Annotated in this window: 18 protein-coding genes and 1 riboswitch; of the genes, 8 read left to right on the forward strand and 10 right to left on the reverse strand. The window is 47.4% G+C overall.

Annotated elements, in window-relative coordinates:
* Nucleotides 1–188: 188 nt before the first annotated feature.
* Entirely contained in the window at nt 189–1,505 is a 1,317-nt protein-coding gene (locus K1I37_RS16655) for an IS1380 family transposase (RefSeq protein ID WP_242215904.1), read from the reverse strand.
* A 194-nt stretch (nt 1,506–1,699) separates the two neighbouring features.
* On the opposite strand from K1I37_RS16655, the gene K1I37_RS16660 reads away from it, so the two are divergent.
* The gene (locus tag K1I37_RS16660; RefSeq protein ID WP_021298315.1) at nt 1,700–2,149 is read left to right on the forward strand and encodes a YfmQ family protein; all 450 of its coding nucleotides are present in this window, start codon (nt 1,700–1,702) and stop codon (nt 2,147–2,149) included.
* Between the two features lie 121 nt (nt 2,150–2,270).
* Nucleotides 2,271–2,441, forward strand: coding sequence for a hypothetical protein (locus K1I37_RS16665; protein WP_021298314.1), 171 nt, complete (start codon nt 2,271–2,273; stop codon nt 2,439–2,441).
* Nucleotides 2,442–2,579: 138 nt separating this feature from the next.
* On the opposite strand, the gene K1I37_RS16670 is transcribed toward K1I37_RS16665, so the two are convergent.
* The 3 genes from K1I37_RS16670 to K1I37_RS16680 form a co-directional block, all read right to left on the reverse strand.
* Nucleotides 2,580–3,488, reverse strand: a complete 909-nt coding sequence (locus K1I37_RS16670; RefSeq protein WP_021298313.1) for a DMT family transporter — start codon at nt 3,486–3,488, stop codon at nt 2,580–2,582.
* 186 nt (nt 3,489–3,674) lie between these two features.
* The gene (locus tag K1I37_RS16675) at nt 3,675–4,085 is read right to left on the reverse strand and encodes a CBO0543 family protein (RefSeq protein WP_021298312.1); all 411 of its coding nucleotides are present in this window, start codon (nt 4,083–4,085) and stop codon (nt 3,675–3,677) included.
* Between the two features lie 60 nt (nt 4,086–4,145).
* Nucleotides 4,146–5,378 (reverse strand): IS256 family transposase, encoded by a 1,233-nt coding sequence (locus tag K1I37_RS16680; RefSeq protein ID WP_242215934.1) that lies wholly within the window; start codon nt 5,376–5,378, stop codon nt 4,146–4,148.
* Between the two features lie 1,459 nt (nt 5,379–6,837).
* Between K1I37_RS16680 and K1I37_RS16685 the strand changes: the two genes are divergently transcribed.
* Entirely contained in the window at nt 6,838–7,572 is a 735-nt protein-coding gene (locus K1I37_RS16685) for a hypothetical protein (RefSeq protein WP_021296273.1), read from the forward strand.
* 334 nt (nt 7,573–7,906) lie between these two features.
* Here the strand turns inward: K1I37_RS16685 and K1I37_RS16690 are convergent, their stop codons facing one another.
* Entirely contained in the window at nt 7,907–8,224 is a 318-nt protein-coding gene (locus K1I37_RS16690; RefSeq protein WP_021296274.1) for a hypothetical protein, read from the reverse strand.
* 237 nt (nt 8,225–8,461) lie between these two features.
* Between K1I37_RS16690 and K1I37_RS16695 the strand changes: the two genes are divergently transcribed.
* The gene (locus K1I37_RS16695; RefSeq protein ID WP_021296275.1) at nt 8,462–9,100 is read left to right on the forward strand and encodes a CBO0543 family protein; all 639 of its coding nucleotides are present in this window, start codon (nt 8,462–8,464) and stop codon (nt 9,098–9,100) included.
* Between the two features lie 432 nt (nt 9,101–9,532).
* On the opposite strand, the gene K1I37_RS16700 is transcribed toward K1I37_RS16695, so the two are convergent.
* On the reverse strand, nt 9,533–9,871 hold the full coding sequence (locus K1I37_RS16700; RefSeq protein WP_021296276.1) for a L,D-transpeptidase: 339 nt from the start codon (nt 9,869–9,871) through the stop codon (nt 9,533–9,535).
* 183 nt (nt 9,872–10,054) lie between these two features.
* Between K1I37_RS16700 and K1I37_RS16705 the strand changes: the two genes are divergently transcribed.
* Entirely contained in the window at nt 10,055–10,258 is a 204-nt protein-coding gene (locus K1I37_RS16705; protein WP_021296277.1) for a hypothetical protein, read from the forward strand.
* Between the two features lie 131 nt (nt 10,259–10,389).
* On the opposite strand, the gene K1I37_RS16710 is transcribed toward K1I37_RS16705, so the two are convergent.
* Nucleotides 10,390–10,788, reverse strand: a complete 399-nt coding sequence (locus K1I37_RS16710; RefSeq protein WP_021296278.1) for a retropepsin-like aspartic protease — start codon at nt 10,786–10,788, stop codon at nt 10,390–10,392.
* Between the two features lie 133 nt (nt 10,789–10,921).
* Between K1I37_RS16710 and K1I37_RS16715 the strand changes: the two genes are divergently transcribed.
* A complete protein-coding gene (locus K1I37_RS16715) occupies nt 10,922–11,155 on the forward strand; it encodes a hypothetical protein (protein WP_021296279.1) in 234 nt (77 codons plus the stop codon).
* Nucleotides 11,156–11,238: 83 nt separating this feature from the next.
* Here K1I37_RS16715 and K1I37_RS16720 read toward each other — a convergent pair whose 3' ends face one another.
* Together K1I37_RS16720 and K1I37_RS16725 are read right to left on the reverse strand one after the other, a co-directional pair.
* Nucleotides 11,239–11,442, reverse strand: a complete 204-nt coding sequence (locus K1I37_RS16720; RefSeq protein ID WP_021296280.1) for a hypothetical protein — start codon at nt 11,440–11,442, stop codon at nt 11,239–11,241.
* Between the two features lie 216 nt (nt 11,443–11,658).
* A complete protein-coding gene (locus K1I37_RS16725; RefSeq protein ID WP_021296281.1) occupies nt 11,659–12,093 on the reverse strand; it encodes a hypothetical protein in 435 nt (144 codons plus the stop codon).
* A 37-nt stretch (nt 12,094–12,130) separates the two neighbouring features.
* On the opposite strand from K1I37_RS16725, the gene K1I37_RS16730 reads away from it, so the two are divergent.
* A complete protein-coding gene (locus K1I37_RS16730) occupies nt 12,131–12,397 on the forward strand; it encodes a hypothetical protein (protein ID WP_021296282.1) in 267 nt (88 codons plus the stop codon).
* Nucleotides 12,398–12,518: 121 nt separating this feature from the next.
* On the opposite strand, the gene K1I37_RS16735 is transcribed toward K1I37_RS16730, so the two are convergent.
* The gene (locus K1I37_RS16735) at nt 12,519–12,728 is read right to left on the reverse strand and encodes a hypothetical protein (RefSeq protein ID WP_021296283.1); all 210 of its coding nucleotides are present in this window, start codon (nt 12,726–12,728) and stop codon (nt 12,519–12,521) included.
* Nucleotides 12,729–12,917: 189 nt separating this feature from the next.
* A riboswitch (cyclic di-GMP riboswitch) is annotated at nt 12,918–13,009 on the forward strand.
* A gap of 112 nt (nt 13,010–13,121) precedes the next feature.
* Between K1I37_RS16735 and K1I37_RS16740 the strand changes: the two genes are divergently transcribed.
* Nucleotides 13,122–15,083 (forward strand): methyl-accepting chemotaxis protein, encoded by a 1,962-nt coding sequence (locus K1I37_RS16740; protein ID WP_021296284.1) that lies wholly within the window; start codon nt 13,122–13,124, stop codon nt 15,081–15,083.
* Nucleotides 15,084–15,126: the final 43 nt, after the last annotated feature.

Here is a 15,126-nt window from a genome sequence, read left to right on the forward strand (position 1 = left end):
AAAAGTTTGTATAAACCCGGATTTCGACGATTAGGTGATTGAGGTCATTGACCGGGGCATGTTTTCAAGTATTTGGTGGATTTGTTAGCGAACACGGCGAAATCATGGTACGGAACTAGAGCAATGGACACAATTCCCCCCTCCCCAAGCCAGGCTATGAACTCCACTTTTTCAATTGGAAGAAAAATCTACGTGGCGGCATGAAGCATGATCAACGACCGATGCTTTGCATACACGGGAAGACGAATGCTCCACTGGCGTGCATGACGCACTAGAATCCCAGGTAGATGGAATAGTCTTCGTCTGAGCCGTCCGGCGGTCCACTGTCGCACCCCTGGTTGAAGCGCGACGTGCTTGTACAGCAGGAGTAGATTATACGCAAGTAGCTTTAGACCTTGCAGCGCTTTGTTGGCATCGAAATTCTGGCTGGAGAATCGGTCAATGGCAAATCCATATTTGGCTTCCTTGATGTGATTCTCAGCGTTACCACGAAAGTTATAGAAGTGCCATACATCCTCGCCGCTCCAGTCAAACGTTGTGGCAATCGCCTCGTATTCCCAGAGCCAATCCGCACACAGGCACTCCTGGGGGTCAATGTCTAAGCGACGCACAATCACGACCCGCCGAGGCCTGTCCCAGGATGTTGCCTGATACATGATGGAAGTAACGTCACAATGTTCCCGGTCACTCTCTGTGATGCAGTGCCAGAGGAGATTTGGCGCTTGCGCCAACTGTGCGAGTCGCTTGGTCCACTTCAGTTTGATGACGTAATCCCGCTGATCTTGCTCCAATATCTGAAACACTTTTTCTCCGGTAAACCCTTTATCCATGCGGACGGCACGAATGTTGACGCCATCCGGCAACTGGTCTTTCATCGCCTTGTAGAAATCCGCAAATCCATCTGATGTATGGGCGTCACCAGAGCGCAACTCATCATAGAGACAACAACCAGTGAGTGAATCAAACGCCAGCAAGGGATGGAAACTCGCTCGTCCGTGATGGTGTGGATTATATCCAACAGCGGACTGTTGCTGCGCGCCATAAACAGTCTCTACAGAGGAGTCGATATCGACCACGATGCCTTGTCCTTTGGGGAGAAGTGACCTTAGGATTTGTCTATGCGCCGAACGTATCGCTTTGATGCCAGCGTCGGAACCGAGCCGCTTCAGATCCTTATACAACAGAGTCGTATCAGGCAGTTTCGGCACGTCCAACTTCAGCTTCAACAGGGGATCTTGTTCGATGTCCTCAAAGTGGAAAATCCGTTCCTGACCCAGCAAGGAACCGAAAATGACGGTCAGAGCAATATCGTCCATGTGGAACTGGGTGTTTCTGCCCTTGCGTAATCCATGTACCCAAAACTCCCTGTCAATACCCGTTCCCAAAACGAAATCTATGAGACCACTTGCACCGCCAAAGGAGGTGGCGGCATTCAAATCGTAGCGAGTATGAATTGTAGAGCTTTTACGAGCAAACTGACTTCGTGTATGATTATATTGTTTCACCCAAAAGGTGCTCCTTCCTAGCGAAGATGTGGTTCTCGACAAACTCATCTTAGCCATACGGGGAGCACCTTTTCAATTATTCACACCAGTTCATGAGGACACAATCGTCGAAATCCGGGATAATATGAATATGACTGTCTGCGTGATCTATACTACATAATAAAGTTAAAGTCGGTTCTAGAGGGGTTCTTTACATGGTTTTCTGGATTATCATGATTTTATTGGCACTTCACATCATCGGTGCATTCTTCATGAGCCCCCCAACAGCTTGGGCGGACAAATTCTTCAACATGTTTGCGACTCACCCGAAACTCAAACGAGATCTGATTACATCCATCAAGGTAAACGAGATTGCATTAGAAGGCGAGCAGCTCTCAAAATTTATCAATGCTTTTCATGCTGCAAATTTTTTATACGAAGGCGGATTGATTCATGGGCATAATCAAAACCCGATAACTATTCAAATCGTACAAGCGAAGGATACGTTTCGGTTTCACGCTTATCTATATGGGGACGGTATGGTCGAGATGGTTAGAATCAAAAAGAACAAACATACCCCATACAGGTTGCGGTCGACCGACTTAGAATCCGAACTTCTCTCGTACGACACGACCAAGACCCCACAATCCAACATTTCCGATTAAACATCGACGATCACTGTTTCGCCCCGCGATGTTCAACATGAGACCATTTCAATCGTTTTTTGATGTACTGAGATTATGCTTCTCGTGCTGGACTTCTATTGCACTTCATGGAGGCGATGACATGACGACACATAAGCACTGGGAAGTGGACTCAATTTGCCCAAAATGCGAGAAAGTGAATAAAGTGGTTGTACCCGAAGGAGAACTCGTTGTGCTCGTGCAGTGCATGCATTGCGAACACGGGTATCAATATACGCATGTGGTGCGAGATCATACAGAAGTCGAGGACTAAGGACATCCCCTTCTGGAATTGAGGGATTTTTCGTTCATGACCATGGACAGACACCTCCATGACGTCGTACAACCGCGCCCTCGAAGCCTCATGCTACTTGGGCGCGGAGCTTTAGATAAGGCGTTGCCATGATCGCCTTTACTTCAAGCCAAGCATCACAACCCCTAAGGTCACAAAGATGGAACTCATGATGGTAAAGCGGGTCAGCCGCTCCAAGTCCCGCATAAACACCCCACACAACAATGCAATCACAACAGGTTGGCTTCCAGTAATCATTGAGACAACAGAAACATTCGTTTCAGAGACCGCTTCAAAAAACAAAAATACAGCCGCCGCATTGAGGAATCCAGAGGCAACTAACCAAAGGTTGATATGGGTCAAATAGTATTGTATATAGAACCTCAATTTCCCCATCATCACAAGGACCAGAATATACCCGAAAAGCGCCGCTAGTGTGTCTAACGCTGCGGCAAAAATTGGATCAATCGGAATACCAGAGCCCAATTTTCGAAACGAGTATCCGATTCCTTGACAGAGCGTTGCCACCACAGCGACCACGGTCCCTGAACGAACAACTTTAGAGAACATATTTCTATCTGAATACGCGATGCCCTCGACCACTAAAATTGCAATTCCAGAGGCAAGCAGCGCGATTCCGATGACATCCAGTAAACTCAACCGTTCTCCTAGAACGGAAATCGCAATCATCAGGGTGACAACTGGCGCCATGGCGATAAAGATAATCCCTCTGATAGCACCAATTCTCCGAATCGCAGCATATAGCGCTAGTCTTCCTAAAAACGTCCCCACGATGCCCGCTGACATACAAAAAAACACATTTTTCACCCAGCCCTCTCCAATTAAGAGAGGTGCCGGATCGTCAATTCCGTCAAAAATCAAATTGACAGTTAGAATGATGCCACCAATTGCGAGAATCGGAAATAAGCCGTTATCAGATGGAAGCGTCTTTTCTTGCCCTCTCCTCAAGAACATATTAGATAATGCATAACAAACGGTAGCGAGTAACGCAGACAATTCTCCAGGCACATGCTCCCCCTCTTTCTGGCAGTGCAATGGACAGGCGCCACTGTTTAACATACTGTTTCGATTTGGGGAATATGTCAGGATAGATACACGGCATCGAGACAAGTAACATGCAATCGTGCAGCTTAAAATGACTTCACAATGAGGGGTTACGTACTGACCCAGAATTTTCCAGGTAATTTTCAATTCCTAGTCCGTGTATGCTTTGTGGACGAGCTTGCGGGATATGCGCCTATTCCACACTAGAATGGGGATGATAATCAGATAAGCCAAGCCGGAATACCACCACTTCCAGCCATGATAATACATTACGCCAAAATGAATGGCTGCCTGTTCATATAAGGTACAGATAATATCAATTGAGATAACGTACAAAATCTTCCGAATCCAATGTTTTCTGTAGGGATAAAAATTGAGAATAATTGCATTACCCGCAGGATACAGACCAAACATCATTAAAATGGTTTGCCAACTCGGCCCTTTATCAAAAAAACCATACAAGTCGTACTTTAAGTCGATGTACGTATTGGCAAATAACTCGAAAAACAGAGCAAACCAAGCGTTCGAATACAGTTCCCACCAATGAATTCGCTTGTGCATAAAAAGATCAAGTCCAAAATGCTGTGTAAAATCCCCTCTTCGGAATGTGTCGCATCATGCTCACAATCTACTCAACGGCTGATGGGCGTTACTTTCTTGTTGGTCTGAGACTTCTTGCTCCTTGCGCCACTTCCAGTATTCTTCCATGTTAAGGTAGCAACGGCCTGTTGTCCACGCCTCGTCAATCTCCATCAGCAGTGCCCCGATCAGCCGTATCACTGACTCCCGGTTGGGGAAGATGCGTATGACGCGCTCACGGCGCCGGATTTCTTCGTTCAGTCGCTCCACGCCGTTGGTCGTGCGCAATCGCCGGCGATAACGCTCAGGCAAAGCCAGCACCGCAGTTACATCGTCGAACCCATCCTCCAGCACTTTCACGGCCTTGGGTGCCCGCTCAGCGTACTCCTCGGCAAACTTGTCTTTGAGTAGTCGAGCTGTTTGGATATCGGGCGCATCCAGGATGGCCCGTACACGTGTGTAGACATCCTCGTGCAGTGACTTTGGTGTAGCGTCCAACAGATTGCGCATAAAGTGTGTCTGACATCTGTGCCAGGTACAGCCTTGGAATTCCGTCTGAAGGGCACGGACGAGTCCTGCATGACTGTCTGAAACCACAATGTCTAGGTCTCGTAAGTCCCGTGATTTGAGCCAAGCAAAGAACGCCCGCCAGCTTGCCTCTGACTCACTGTCACCAATCATCAGGCCCAGAATCTCGCGATATCCATCTTCGTTAATACCTACGGCAATCATCACAGCTCGAGGCCGAACACGCCCGTCTTCCCGAATCCTGACCACCAGAGCATCGACCAGGACGAACGGATATCGGTGCTCCCGCAAGCTGCGCTCGTTCCACGCTGCGACGATTGGATCCAACCGCTTGCACAGCGCCGACACTGTGGACTTAGAAAATTCCGTCCCACAAAGCTCCTCCGTGATCTGGGCCACCTTGCGTGTCGATACACCGTTTATCACCATCTCCATCAACGCAATCACCAGTGCCTGTTCACTGCGCTGATAGCGGGCAAACAGCTCCGTTGAAAACTCGCCATTGCGAATCCGTGGAACCTGCAGGATGAGCCGACCAACACGTGTCGTGATGGGATGAGGCAATGTTCCGTTACGGTACCCTCGCCGCTCCTCAGTCCGCTCATACGGACTCGCTTTCAGCTGTTCCGTGACCTGAGCCTGTAATACTTGATTCAGCACCTGTTCGACCAACTTCGCGACACCCCCATCCTGCAGAAAGAGGTCTTTCAAAGATTCGTCATTCAGGGTAATCTGGTATTGAGCCATTTTCGTTTCCCTCCTGGTAATGTGGTTTTCTCCAATCTCACATTCTACCAAAGAGGGGCGGATGGCTCATATTTTATGCCCCGGGGTGCCATCCCTTTTTACACAGTATATTGGACTCTACTCATAAAAATGGCTGTAGCATTTAAAATGATTATGGAAATGACAATCAAAGCCATGTTCACACACCACCACTTAGAATAGCCGATGCTCAATTAGACACCCTGCTGTCACGCAACGAATTACCTTTAGACTACCCGACACCAACCCGCATCATCCCACTTCGTATGCTCAGCAGCCGTACGACCCATTAAACGGGAAAATACAATATAAAAATAGGACAACTCGAAAGTTGTCCCAAAGTATCTGACCATGACGGACAGGGGCCGCCACAGCATGAATTATAAAAACTCGATGTGGAGTCACAATGGAAGTCATGTGGTTTTTTTATGGAGATGGTGTCGCGCACCACACCACATACAACGCATGTTCAACCCTGCAATACGATATGGACAGATTTTCCACTTGAATTCCACAGTGCTTGTACATACCCTGGTATTACACAAACACCCTAAATTTGGGCAGCATCCGCTGCCCCCTTCTTTTTCATAACCCTCTTGCAACAGCCGTCGCGATGATGAGGCTATTTTCCTTTGCCTTGACGGGATCTCTTCGTCTCACCCTGGACTCGCTCTTCATGTTCCTCAATCGGGAGTGTCTTATTCGCATCGTTGTGCGTGGGCTCTGGGTGCTTCTTTGACATCTGATTGATTCCCCCTTACAACAAAATTGTGAGCAGGAAGCAATAAAACATACGTGCGAATTAAAGTCCTCACACAAATTCCACATTCAAATAGCCGGAAAGCCAAGGCAGGCGCCGCTTTCTCGACCTGTGTGACTTCATATCGTACTACATCGGATTCCGGCGAACGAGTTGGACGTCGTACTGGCGCCTTAAAAGCAATTTATTCCATCAAACACCGACAAACACGCGAAAACAACGTGCCGCCGTACAATCGTTTCTGTCCTCTGCTGAATATCATGGAAAAAACGGACTGAGGGATGCGAGTCATGGCAGTGTCGAAAAGTGATTTAATTCACGATTCCATTCTATTTATTACAGGACTTGCTTTGTTTTTCTTTTTCTTTTTTATGCCATCATAAACGGAGGGCATCGTATGAATACACCAGATAACTCGGTGCGCTTCACAAATGAGCGTTTTGCAGAATTAACGTTCACAACGCATTTGACACTATATATAGTGTTCCATTGATAGTTCGTACACTATATATGTGCGAGAAACGGTGAAAAATCGAATTCTGCAAAACGCTCAAATAAAATTCGTGACGGATTCGGAGTCGTATCCGTCGCTGGAATGTCACTTCTGGCCTTGTATGCAATTGCAAAAATGACACCAGTATGGAAAAAATCACAGTCCCCACCGAGTGTGGTGAACCGTTAATGGACTTATTTCTGACGTTGTCCCGAAAACAACTTGGGCAAATTATAGGCCTACTCATTGCGCTAGGCTATGTAGACATCAATGTACTCACCTTTCGCGCTGGCTTCTTCGCGTTTGTCGTCCGAGGCCCCCTTTTTTCGCGTTTGACTTCCGGTGCATCCAGATATTTGCGCGCCCCCGGCAATTCCCCGAAAGGCAGCTTGACTGCACAAACGTTTATCAAACTCGAAGCGCTACTCGCTTTTTTACTGCTAACAGGACAGGCATACATTCAAAATCCCACAGTGGTAGGCAGTGGCATCGTTTTTACAGTTCAGTCCGACCTGTTCAAGTTACAAACCATCCAATCCATGCTGAAAGAAAGAAACCACAACGAGCTGGACCGAATTATCCTTACCTTGTTGAATCTGGGGGTAGGTTGGGGTCTAATGCAAAACTCCTTTGGCATAACAGGTGTAGGTTACGGTTCCTTTCCGCACAAAATGGCATTTTCCACAACCTCGGTCCTTTTACAACCCGGACCACAAAGGGATAACGCCGGCGGCATCGCAGCGCTTCCGAATGGCGGTCCGGTGTACAGGTGGTTCAACCGTGTTATCGGATTTATGCTGGCAATCCAGCAACTATATATTTACAGCATATCCATCAGTAAAGGAGGACGGCTCGTGTTCGGTATTACTGGAAATGTATTAGCACTTCGCTCTCTTGAAAAAACATTAAAACCAAAATCATAATACCTAACCACTATTAGGATGCTTTTCCACCCATGACCGAATGCTGTATTCCCTGGATATCGCGATGCCCTTCACCGCAAATGTATAGAAACCCTACACGTGCTTACATTAAGTGAAAATATATGAATCTCACATCGACGAAAGCGTGTAACAGGAACTTCCGAGGAGTGTGCACAAGGGGGTGATAACTTGTCATACGAGTGGATATGGGGTGTAGGTGGAATTGTTATCATTGCGGCACCACTATTTTACTTAAGCATGTACTTCAGAAACAAGAGAAAAACCTGATGTATTCAGTTTAAGCAGAAGGCACCCCCTTAGGGTGCCTTTCCATTTACTTTTGACTGTCGCTGTCTCGCAAATTCTCATTTTCGTGCACTTGATTTAGAAATCTGTCCCAATACCACAACCCGAAACACGTACCTACAATGATGGCTGAGGCGATGAGTGCCCAAACGAACGTTTCACCATCTGCATCTCTAAACCACGACATCATTTCTGGTCCCAAGAATTTCACCTCTTTCACTTGGATACGTAATAGTGTGCCTCGATCATTGAAACACCACAGTAGAAAATTTTGAGTAACGATGATGTCCTGCTCTAAATTCACAAAGTTCAGCCACAACCGTTCGACATACTTTTCAGCTGACATGGCATATACTAGGCCTCGTGTTTCTGGGTAGGGCAGCAATGGTGGCTGCCAAGGCCGTCAGCGTAGGTGGGGCTGACGGTTTTGTTCGTCATCGACAGACGAAGGATTTTATTTAAAACACACCGTACAGGCTCCCATTCCAATCATTCCGTCACATCTTCGATTTGTCTCTCTCACAAGAATTTTTTCAAAAATATGCGCAAGTTAATGTAAAAGATTGAAGGAAGGGACCTCAACGTGCCGGAATCACAAAGTCAGTACTTGAGCCATATGAATCACTTGCAGAGATCGACCATTGACCAGTGGACCCATTACTGGTCACTTTACTCCGGTCCTGCCACCTGGCAATTTTGGTTCACTTGTTTTTTGTTGATTGCTCCGCTGGTACTTCTTTACGTGATGTTAGACAGGAGAAGAGCACTGCTGATTGGATTCTTCGGATTTAATGTCCACGTCTGGTTTGGGTATATTGATGCGTTTGGGGCTGAGCGTGCATTATGGTCGTATCCGTACAAACTCATTCCATTTCTTCCGATGAGCGTGTCGTTAGATGTCTCACTCGTGCCTATCGTGTACATGTTGGTTTACCAGTGGACGACGAATACCCACAGGAATTATTACCTCTACGCGACAATCACCAGCCTAATCTTTGCGTTTGTATTCAAACCCATTATGTCGGCACTCAATATGTTCCACCTGTATTACTGGATGAACTATTTTTATCTCTTCTTAGGCTATATGGTGGTGATGGTCGTATCAAAGCTAATCACCGATGTTTTTGTAAGCTTTGAAAAGAGTGCCAATCGTGAGGTATCCCGAACGCAGGGTGTTCGTCCAACAAGGCAAAAATGGCTGTCCAGAACCAAAGCGCGCTAAACACGAACAAACCACTACCGTGATGGGTAGTGGGTGAAAGTCATCCCCTAACAGTACTGTCATGAATCAGGCGAAAGTCGGTTTCCAAGCACTCCATACCTGCATTTATTGTTACCAAGACCGAATGAAATGGAGGTATAAACGATGAACTGTCCTGCTCACATCTGCCCACCTGTCTATAACGTTCACAATACCTATATCCCACGAACGGTCCCTTATATTCATCCAGTCGTGAACATCAATCGCCGGGTCATTGTCAACGTTCCAAGACACTACTATGTCCCCGTTACGAGAAATGTTGTAGTCGATCCAGGCTGCCCTGGATGCCGCAGATAGTAAAAGAATCCTATTGGAAAATCAAAACAATAAAGCGCGAAGGTCAATAGGACAGTACATCTGTCCTATTTTTTCATTCCAAGGTTATCTAGATACCTATTTTCTGATGGTTACACGCGTCTGCAAGGGAACCAATTTCGCCAGGTACACGACATCGTTGTTGTACATGCGAATGCATCCATGGGATACCAAATGCCCGATACTCGATGGACGATTGGTGCCATGTATGCCGTAATGAGGCCGAGACAACCCCATCCAATAGGCGCCATACGCTCCCCCTGGATTCGGTACTTTGTTCACAATTCGATACTCGCCTAGCGGCGTTTTTGTCGCGATTTTCCCAATGCCCACGGGAAAGGACCTCACTACTCTGTTACCGTCTAATAAATGTAATTTCCGTTGTGAAATGTCAACAATAATTCGGTATGTCGCCATTGCAAAATCGCCTCCTAACCCAGGATATGTTTCACAACCTCAGTCGGACTGCGAAATTGCGCGGCAAATGTCCTCTGCGTATTAGAGGGTGGGACATCGTTGAACTGGAATCCTAGTGAAAGGGAAATCGTGTTTGTGTATCATATACCGTAGAAGGAATGGCACGTATAAAGGAGGATACGAATGAGCGATGTTCGATATGTGGTCAACGTCATCGTCTACGAAGATGGGCACTGTGATGTAATCTGGGATTCCTCAGTTTCCGATGAGGAATGTTATGAGGCTTTAAAACAAGTTACACAGGATATGGAAAACGCCTTTGGCATGAACCCGCCTACACCTCCGACTCCTCCAAGAAAGCCACCAACAATCAAGCGTTTAAAATAAGTTGCGCAACACTGCACAAAAATACCGCGCCCTCCATCTGTCATCACCATGGTGTTCTGGGCGCGGCCCTTCATCGTGCTTTTGCACTCGGGAGTTACAGTATACACGCTGTGCAGCATAATATACTCATATCAACTGGCGGTTGATCCACCCAAAATAAAAAACTGCTGACTGATGGGATCCAAGGCAAGCGCATATTGACTATCCACAAAAAAACGAAGCCCAAACAGTCCCGAACCTGAGAAGTCGGGATCGACAATGCAAGGTACGTCTTGATATGTCCGACCTCCGAAATTCAACGTACAAACGGACTGGTAAGCCTGCACTGTACCACCCACACCACCAATTTGTATGGGGCCGAGGTTTTTGAGTCCGAGACTATCCGCCACTGTCGCATTAAACGTCAACTCGAATGCGCCTGTGTCGAGAATCATCTGCGGCACATCTACCCCATTTACATTCAGTGTGAAGTAAAACGCGTCATTTTCTACTGTGCCTGGGATTCGTGCAAGCACACTATACGCTCCCACACCGACCGCCTCCCTTCGGCATTCCAATGGCATCTTATGCGCGTCAGGAAATATCGGACAGGGCCAATGGTGGAATTTGCGGTGTACATGACCTTGCGGATTCCTACACAGGCTACAACTGGAGGGATAACTGATGTGGTGGAGAGCACTGATTACGTTTATCGCATGTAACGTCATCATGACGCTGGTATTTTTGTCCCAGTATCAATGGAGTATCTATGATATCGTTCACTACGCGGGGAATGGTTTATATTTTGTAAGCCCAATCGTGAGTATCACCGTAGCCGTTTTTCAAATCGCGTTTGAAGTGAACTTTGGGTCGGATACGGCATCGCCAGCAAAAAAAATTCGACGCAAAATGAATTAAATCTGCGCCAACATTTTTAGCGAATTGTCGTTTATCACAATGCGTTCCGTCTGAATCGGAACTTCACCGACGGATCAAAATGATTACCATTTCGGCTTACGCCATCTTCGCTTGCGCTTTTTACGTCGAAAAGCGGGGTAACTGGCTTGAACAAACATAACCAAGAACAACAAAAACAGAAATATCGCAATGAACACGGCGAGATACCGTATGACGACAAGCAGCAGGCACACGAAGAGGGTTAGGCACAAAGCTCCCAAGATAATCCATACCATGCGTTCTCGCATCGCATTCTCACCACCAAAGAGATGCTCACACATCCTATGCAAGAACGGCGAAATGGTGTTCCGTCAGAGAGGTTAAATGATGATAATAACGATTCGGTCTTTACAATATTCGGTCTGTACAATAAAACAGCAGCCACATGTTGGGGGAGTGTCCCGAACACCTGTGACTGCCTATCAAATACTGCGTTTTCGTTTTGATCGCGACGTGCCATTCCATCATTTGCGGCCTGCTAACCCGTTCCACAGCTTGCGGAAGAAGTGACCAGAAGTCCTGGTTGTCTTATAAGCTTGACCTCTATTTGCAGCTTCCTGTAGAACTGCCTCGTGTACACAGCGCATCGCGTTTGTGTTGAACTGTTCCATACTTATCGCAACCTCTCTCCTTGGATTTGTCTCCAGTATATGCCCTTGAAAATGCCCGGAGTGGGTGGTAAAGCGATTGCAATATGAACGTTTTTGCGTGTAAAACGCTTGCTTTGTGAACAAGATTTTTGTAATCGCTTCCACATTTCCTGACACCTGCATATTGGGGTTAACGATCGTCACTGAAATATCGGAAATGAAGACAGCCGTGCTATTCTGAAGAAGCATCATGCTATCCAAGCAGAATGGACGTTTGCCCGATACATCACTGTGCATGCCATCATACATTAGGCCTAGATAAACACCTATTTGGGAGGCGGAAACTTTGATTTACGGCCAGCGGAAGTATCCCCCAACGACGTATTTCCCGTACCCGCCGATGGCATACTGGCAGCCAGAAGTCTACAACGCGTATCGGCCGTATCCCGCTCAGGTGCCGCAAAATAGCTATAATGCATGGCTCACAGAGCACGAGCGACGCCTGAATCTCATGGAGCAAAGATTGAGAAATCTCGAAAGCCAGGCCAGTCTGTTCACATACCCAGACGTCGACATCTACCACAATGCGTATTCTTTCCATGGGCACAAATAGAAATTTTCTTCACTCAGCTTCTCGAAGCAACAGAAAACGCCGCGCCTGGTCACGACCTGGCGCGGATGCCACCACAACCAGTTATGGATAAATACCTAAAAAAGCTACACCGAAGTGTAGCTCAGAAACGCCCCATAAATCGACGATTCGGGTCATTCATCGCGATAACTAACACATTCTGGCCAGGGCGGACGGTGATAAACCGTGTGCTGCGGTTCCATCCCGCCTGTTTTCTGTCACCCTTTCGACCCGTGGTAACCAGCACGCCTTGGCCGGGCAAAATCGAGATCACCCGAGTACTCCGATTCACCCTTCTCCTGGGTTGCGGCATGATAAACACCTCCACGACCACAGTATTCAAGTAAACGCGGTTCGTGTGGACACCGAAGGCCCTGTACCATCGACACACATTCGTGGGATAAGTGAAATGAAATATTTTGCTTATGCAACAGAATGGACAAATTTGAGAAATAGTCGAATGTTGTCCAATTGTGTCGATTTGTAATACAATGTTTTGGGCTTTTCGAAATGGCAAACTTAGAGAAATCTAAGGACGCAAAACTACAGGGGCTACGTTGTTGTTCCACAACAATATGCCAGCCAGTTGCCGAATAAAGCGGCATGATCTCGGGGACCCACTTTTGGGTCCCTTTATTTTTTGGAAGGAGTGTACTGGATAAATAGAGAGTGGATAACCATGAAATCGGGGTAGGAGAGATACGAGATGAAATTGAACATTGGCCCAAAGCTCTTTCTTTCATTTTCAGCAGTCATCATCATTCCGTCTGTCGCCATCAGCGCATTTTCTTATGAATCGGCAAAATCGAGCGTCAGCACACAAATGAACAGTGCCGCGCAATCCAGTGTAAACCTGGTCAATGACACCATCAATCAATACATAAAAGCGAAAGAACAAGATATTCAGATACTGGCCAGCGAAATCAATGGGTTGCCACAAGCCGACATGTGGAATTTTGTGGACAAGTACCAGGCCAAGCATCCTGAATTGGAGACGACTTATATCGGCACGGCCGATGGTGCGTTCATCAACGCGCCACATAACATCATGCCCAAAACATATGACCCTAGGCAGCGACCGTGGTATCAAGAAGCCGTAAAAAATCCTGGCAGAATCATCATTACAGCGCCGTACGTGTCGGTTTCCTCGGGTCAGGAAGTCGTAACGATTGCCGAACAGACAGCAGACCGCCAAGCGGTGATCGCCGAGGACCTGGAGCTCAAAACGATTCAGTCGATTATCAATAACATTACAATCGGCCACGCAGGTTATGTCGTACTCCTAGATAGCGATAAAGACGTTATCGCATTTCGTGGGCAAAAACCTGGCGCCAAAGCCACGGGCTCCGAAATCGACGGACTTTATAAGTCGACCAACGGAACGCTCGACTACACGATGGACGGCACTCCGGCACAGATGGTATTCACGACGAACCGACTTACCGACTGGAAGATTGCTGGGACGTATTCAGACAGTGAATCGACGGAGGCTGCCAACCCGATTCTGCGCACCACGATTACCGTACTGATTATCGCGTTACTTCTCGGATTGTTACTGATGTTCATCGTGGTTCGCTCCATTCTCAAGCCAATGCAAATTCTCGTCCGCTCTGCTCAGCAAATTAGTAAGGGAGATCTCACCGTACCAGTCCACATCAAAAACAGCGACGAAATCGGTGATCTCGGTCGAAACTTTGAAGCAATGCGCCAATCCCTACAATCCATTCTCTACGACGTCCGAGACACGTCTCATCAAGTTGCTTCTTCTGCAGAAGAACTGATGGCAAGTTCGGGTCAAGGCGCTCAGGCGACACAAGTGATTGCAGAAACGATTGAGCAAGTCGCGATCGGCTCTGAACAACAGGTTCAAAGCGTGGAGAATGGCAATCAAATCATCGAAGAGATGTCACAGGGCATCCAACAAATTGCGGAACGCGCGCAATCGGTATCGGCAACTGCATCCTCCGCCTCGGACGCAGTAGGAACCGGCCGACACTCGATTGAAGCGGTCGTTGAACACATGCAATTAATTCGCAGTTCGGTCACTGACCTAGCAAACTCGGTCCAGAAGTTAGACGAGCGTTCGCAACAAATCAGTACCATCGTAGAAGCTATCACCCATATCTCGTCACAGACGAACCTTCTGGCACTGAATGCAGCGATTGAGGCAGCTCGAGCCGGCGAACATGGCAAGGGATTCTCTGTTGTCGCAGGCGAGATCCGCAAACTGGCTGAACAGTCGTCCAGTTCAGCACAGGCGATTACCGATTTAATTCATGCCATTCAGACGGATACCGACAACGCCTCCACGGTCGCATTGTCTGCGACAGAATCTGTCGAGGAAGGCATCACGGCAGTCACAGAGGCGGACACGTCATTTAACACAATCCGCGACTTCGTCACACATGTCGCCGATCAGATTCATGAAGTCTCTGCCGCAGTGCAACAGATGGCCGCCTCCAGCGATGAAGTCGCACAGGCAATTGGCCAGGTCACCGAAATTGCGGAATCAACGGCGTCAGGGACACAATCCGTGTCTGCCGCGACAGAGGAACAATTGGCGTCGATGGAGGAAATTTCTGCATCAGCAACCGAATTGGCAAAAGTTGCGGATGAATTACAACACTTGATTGAGCGTTTTCGCCTTTCGCCAGACGACACGCACTAACTACATCACTTCGTACCGCATGTCTTTTTGGAAGCTGTCGTAA

Source organism: Alicyclobacillus acidoterrestris (genome assembly GCF_022674245.1).
Taxonomy (GTDB): domain Bacteria; phylum Bacillota; class Bacilli; order Alicyclobacillales; family Alicyclobacillaceae; genus Alicyclobacillus; species Alicyclobacillus acidoterrestris.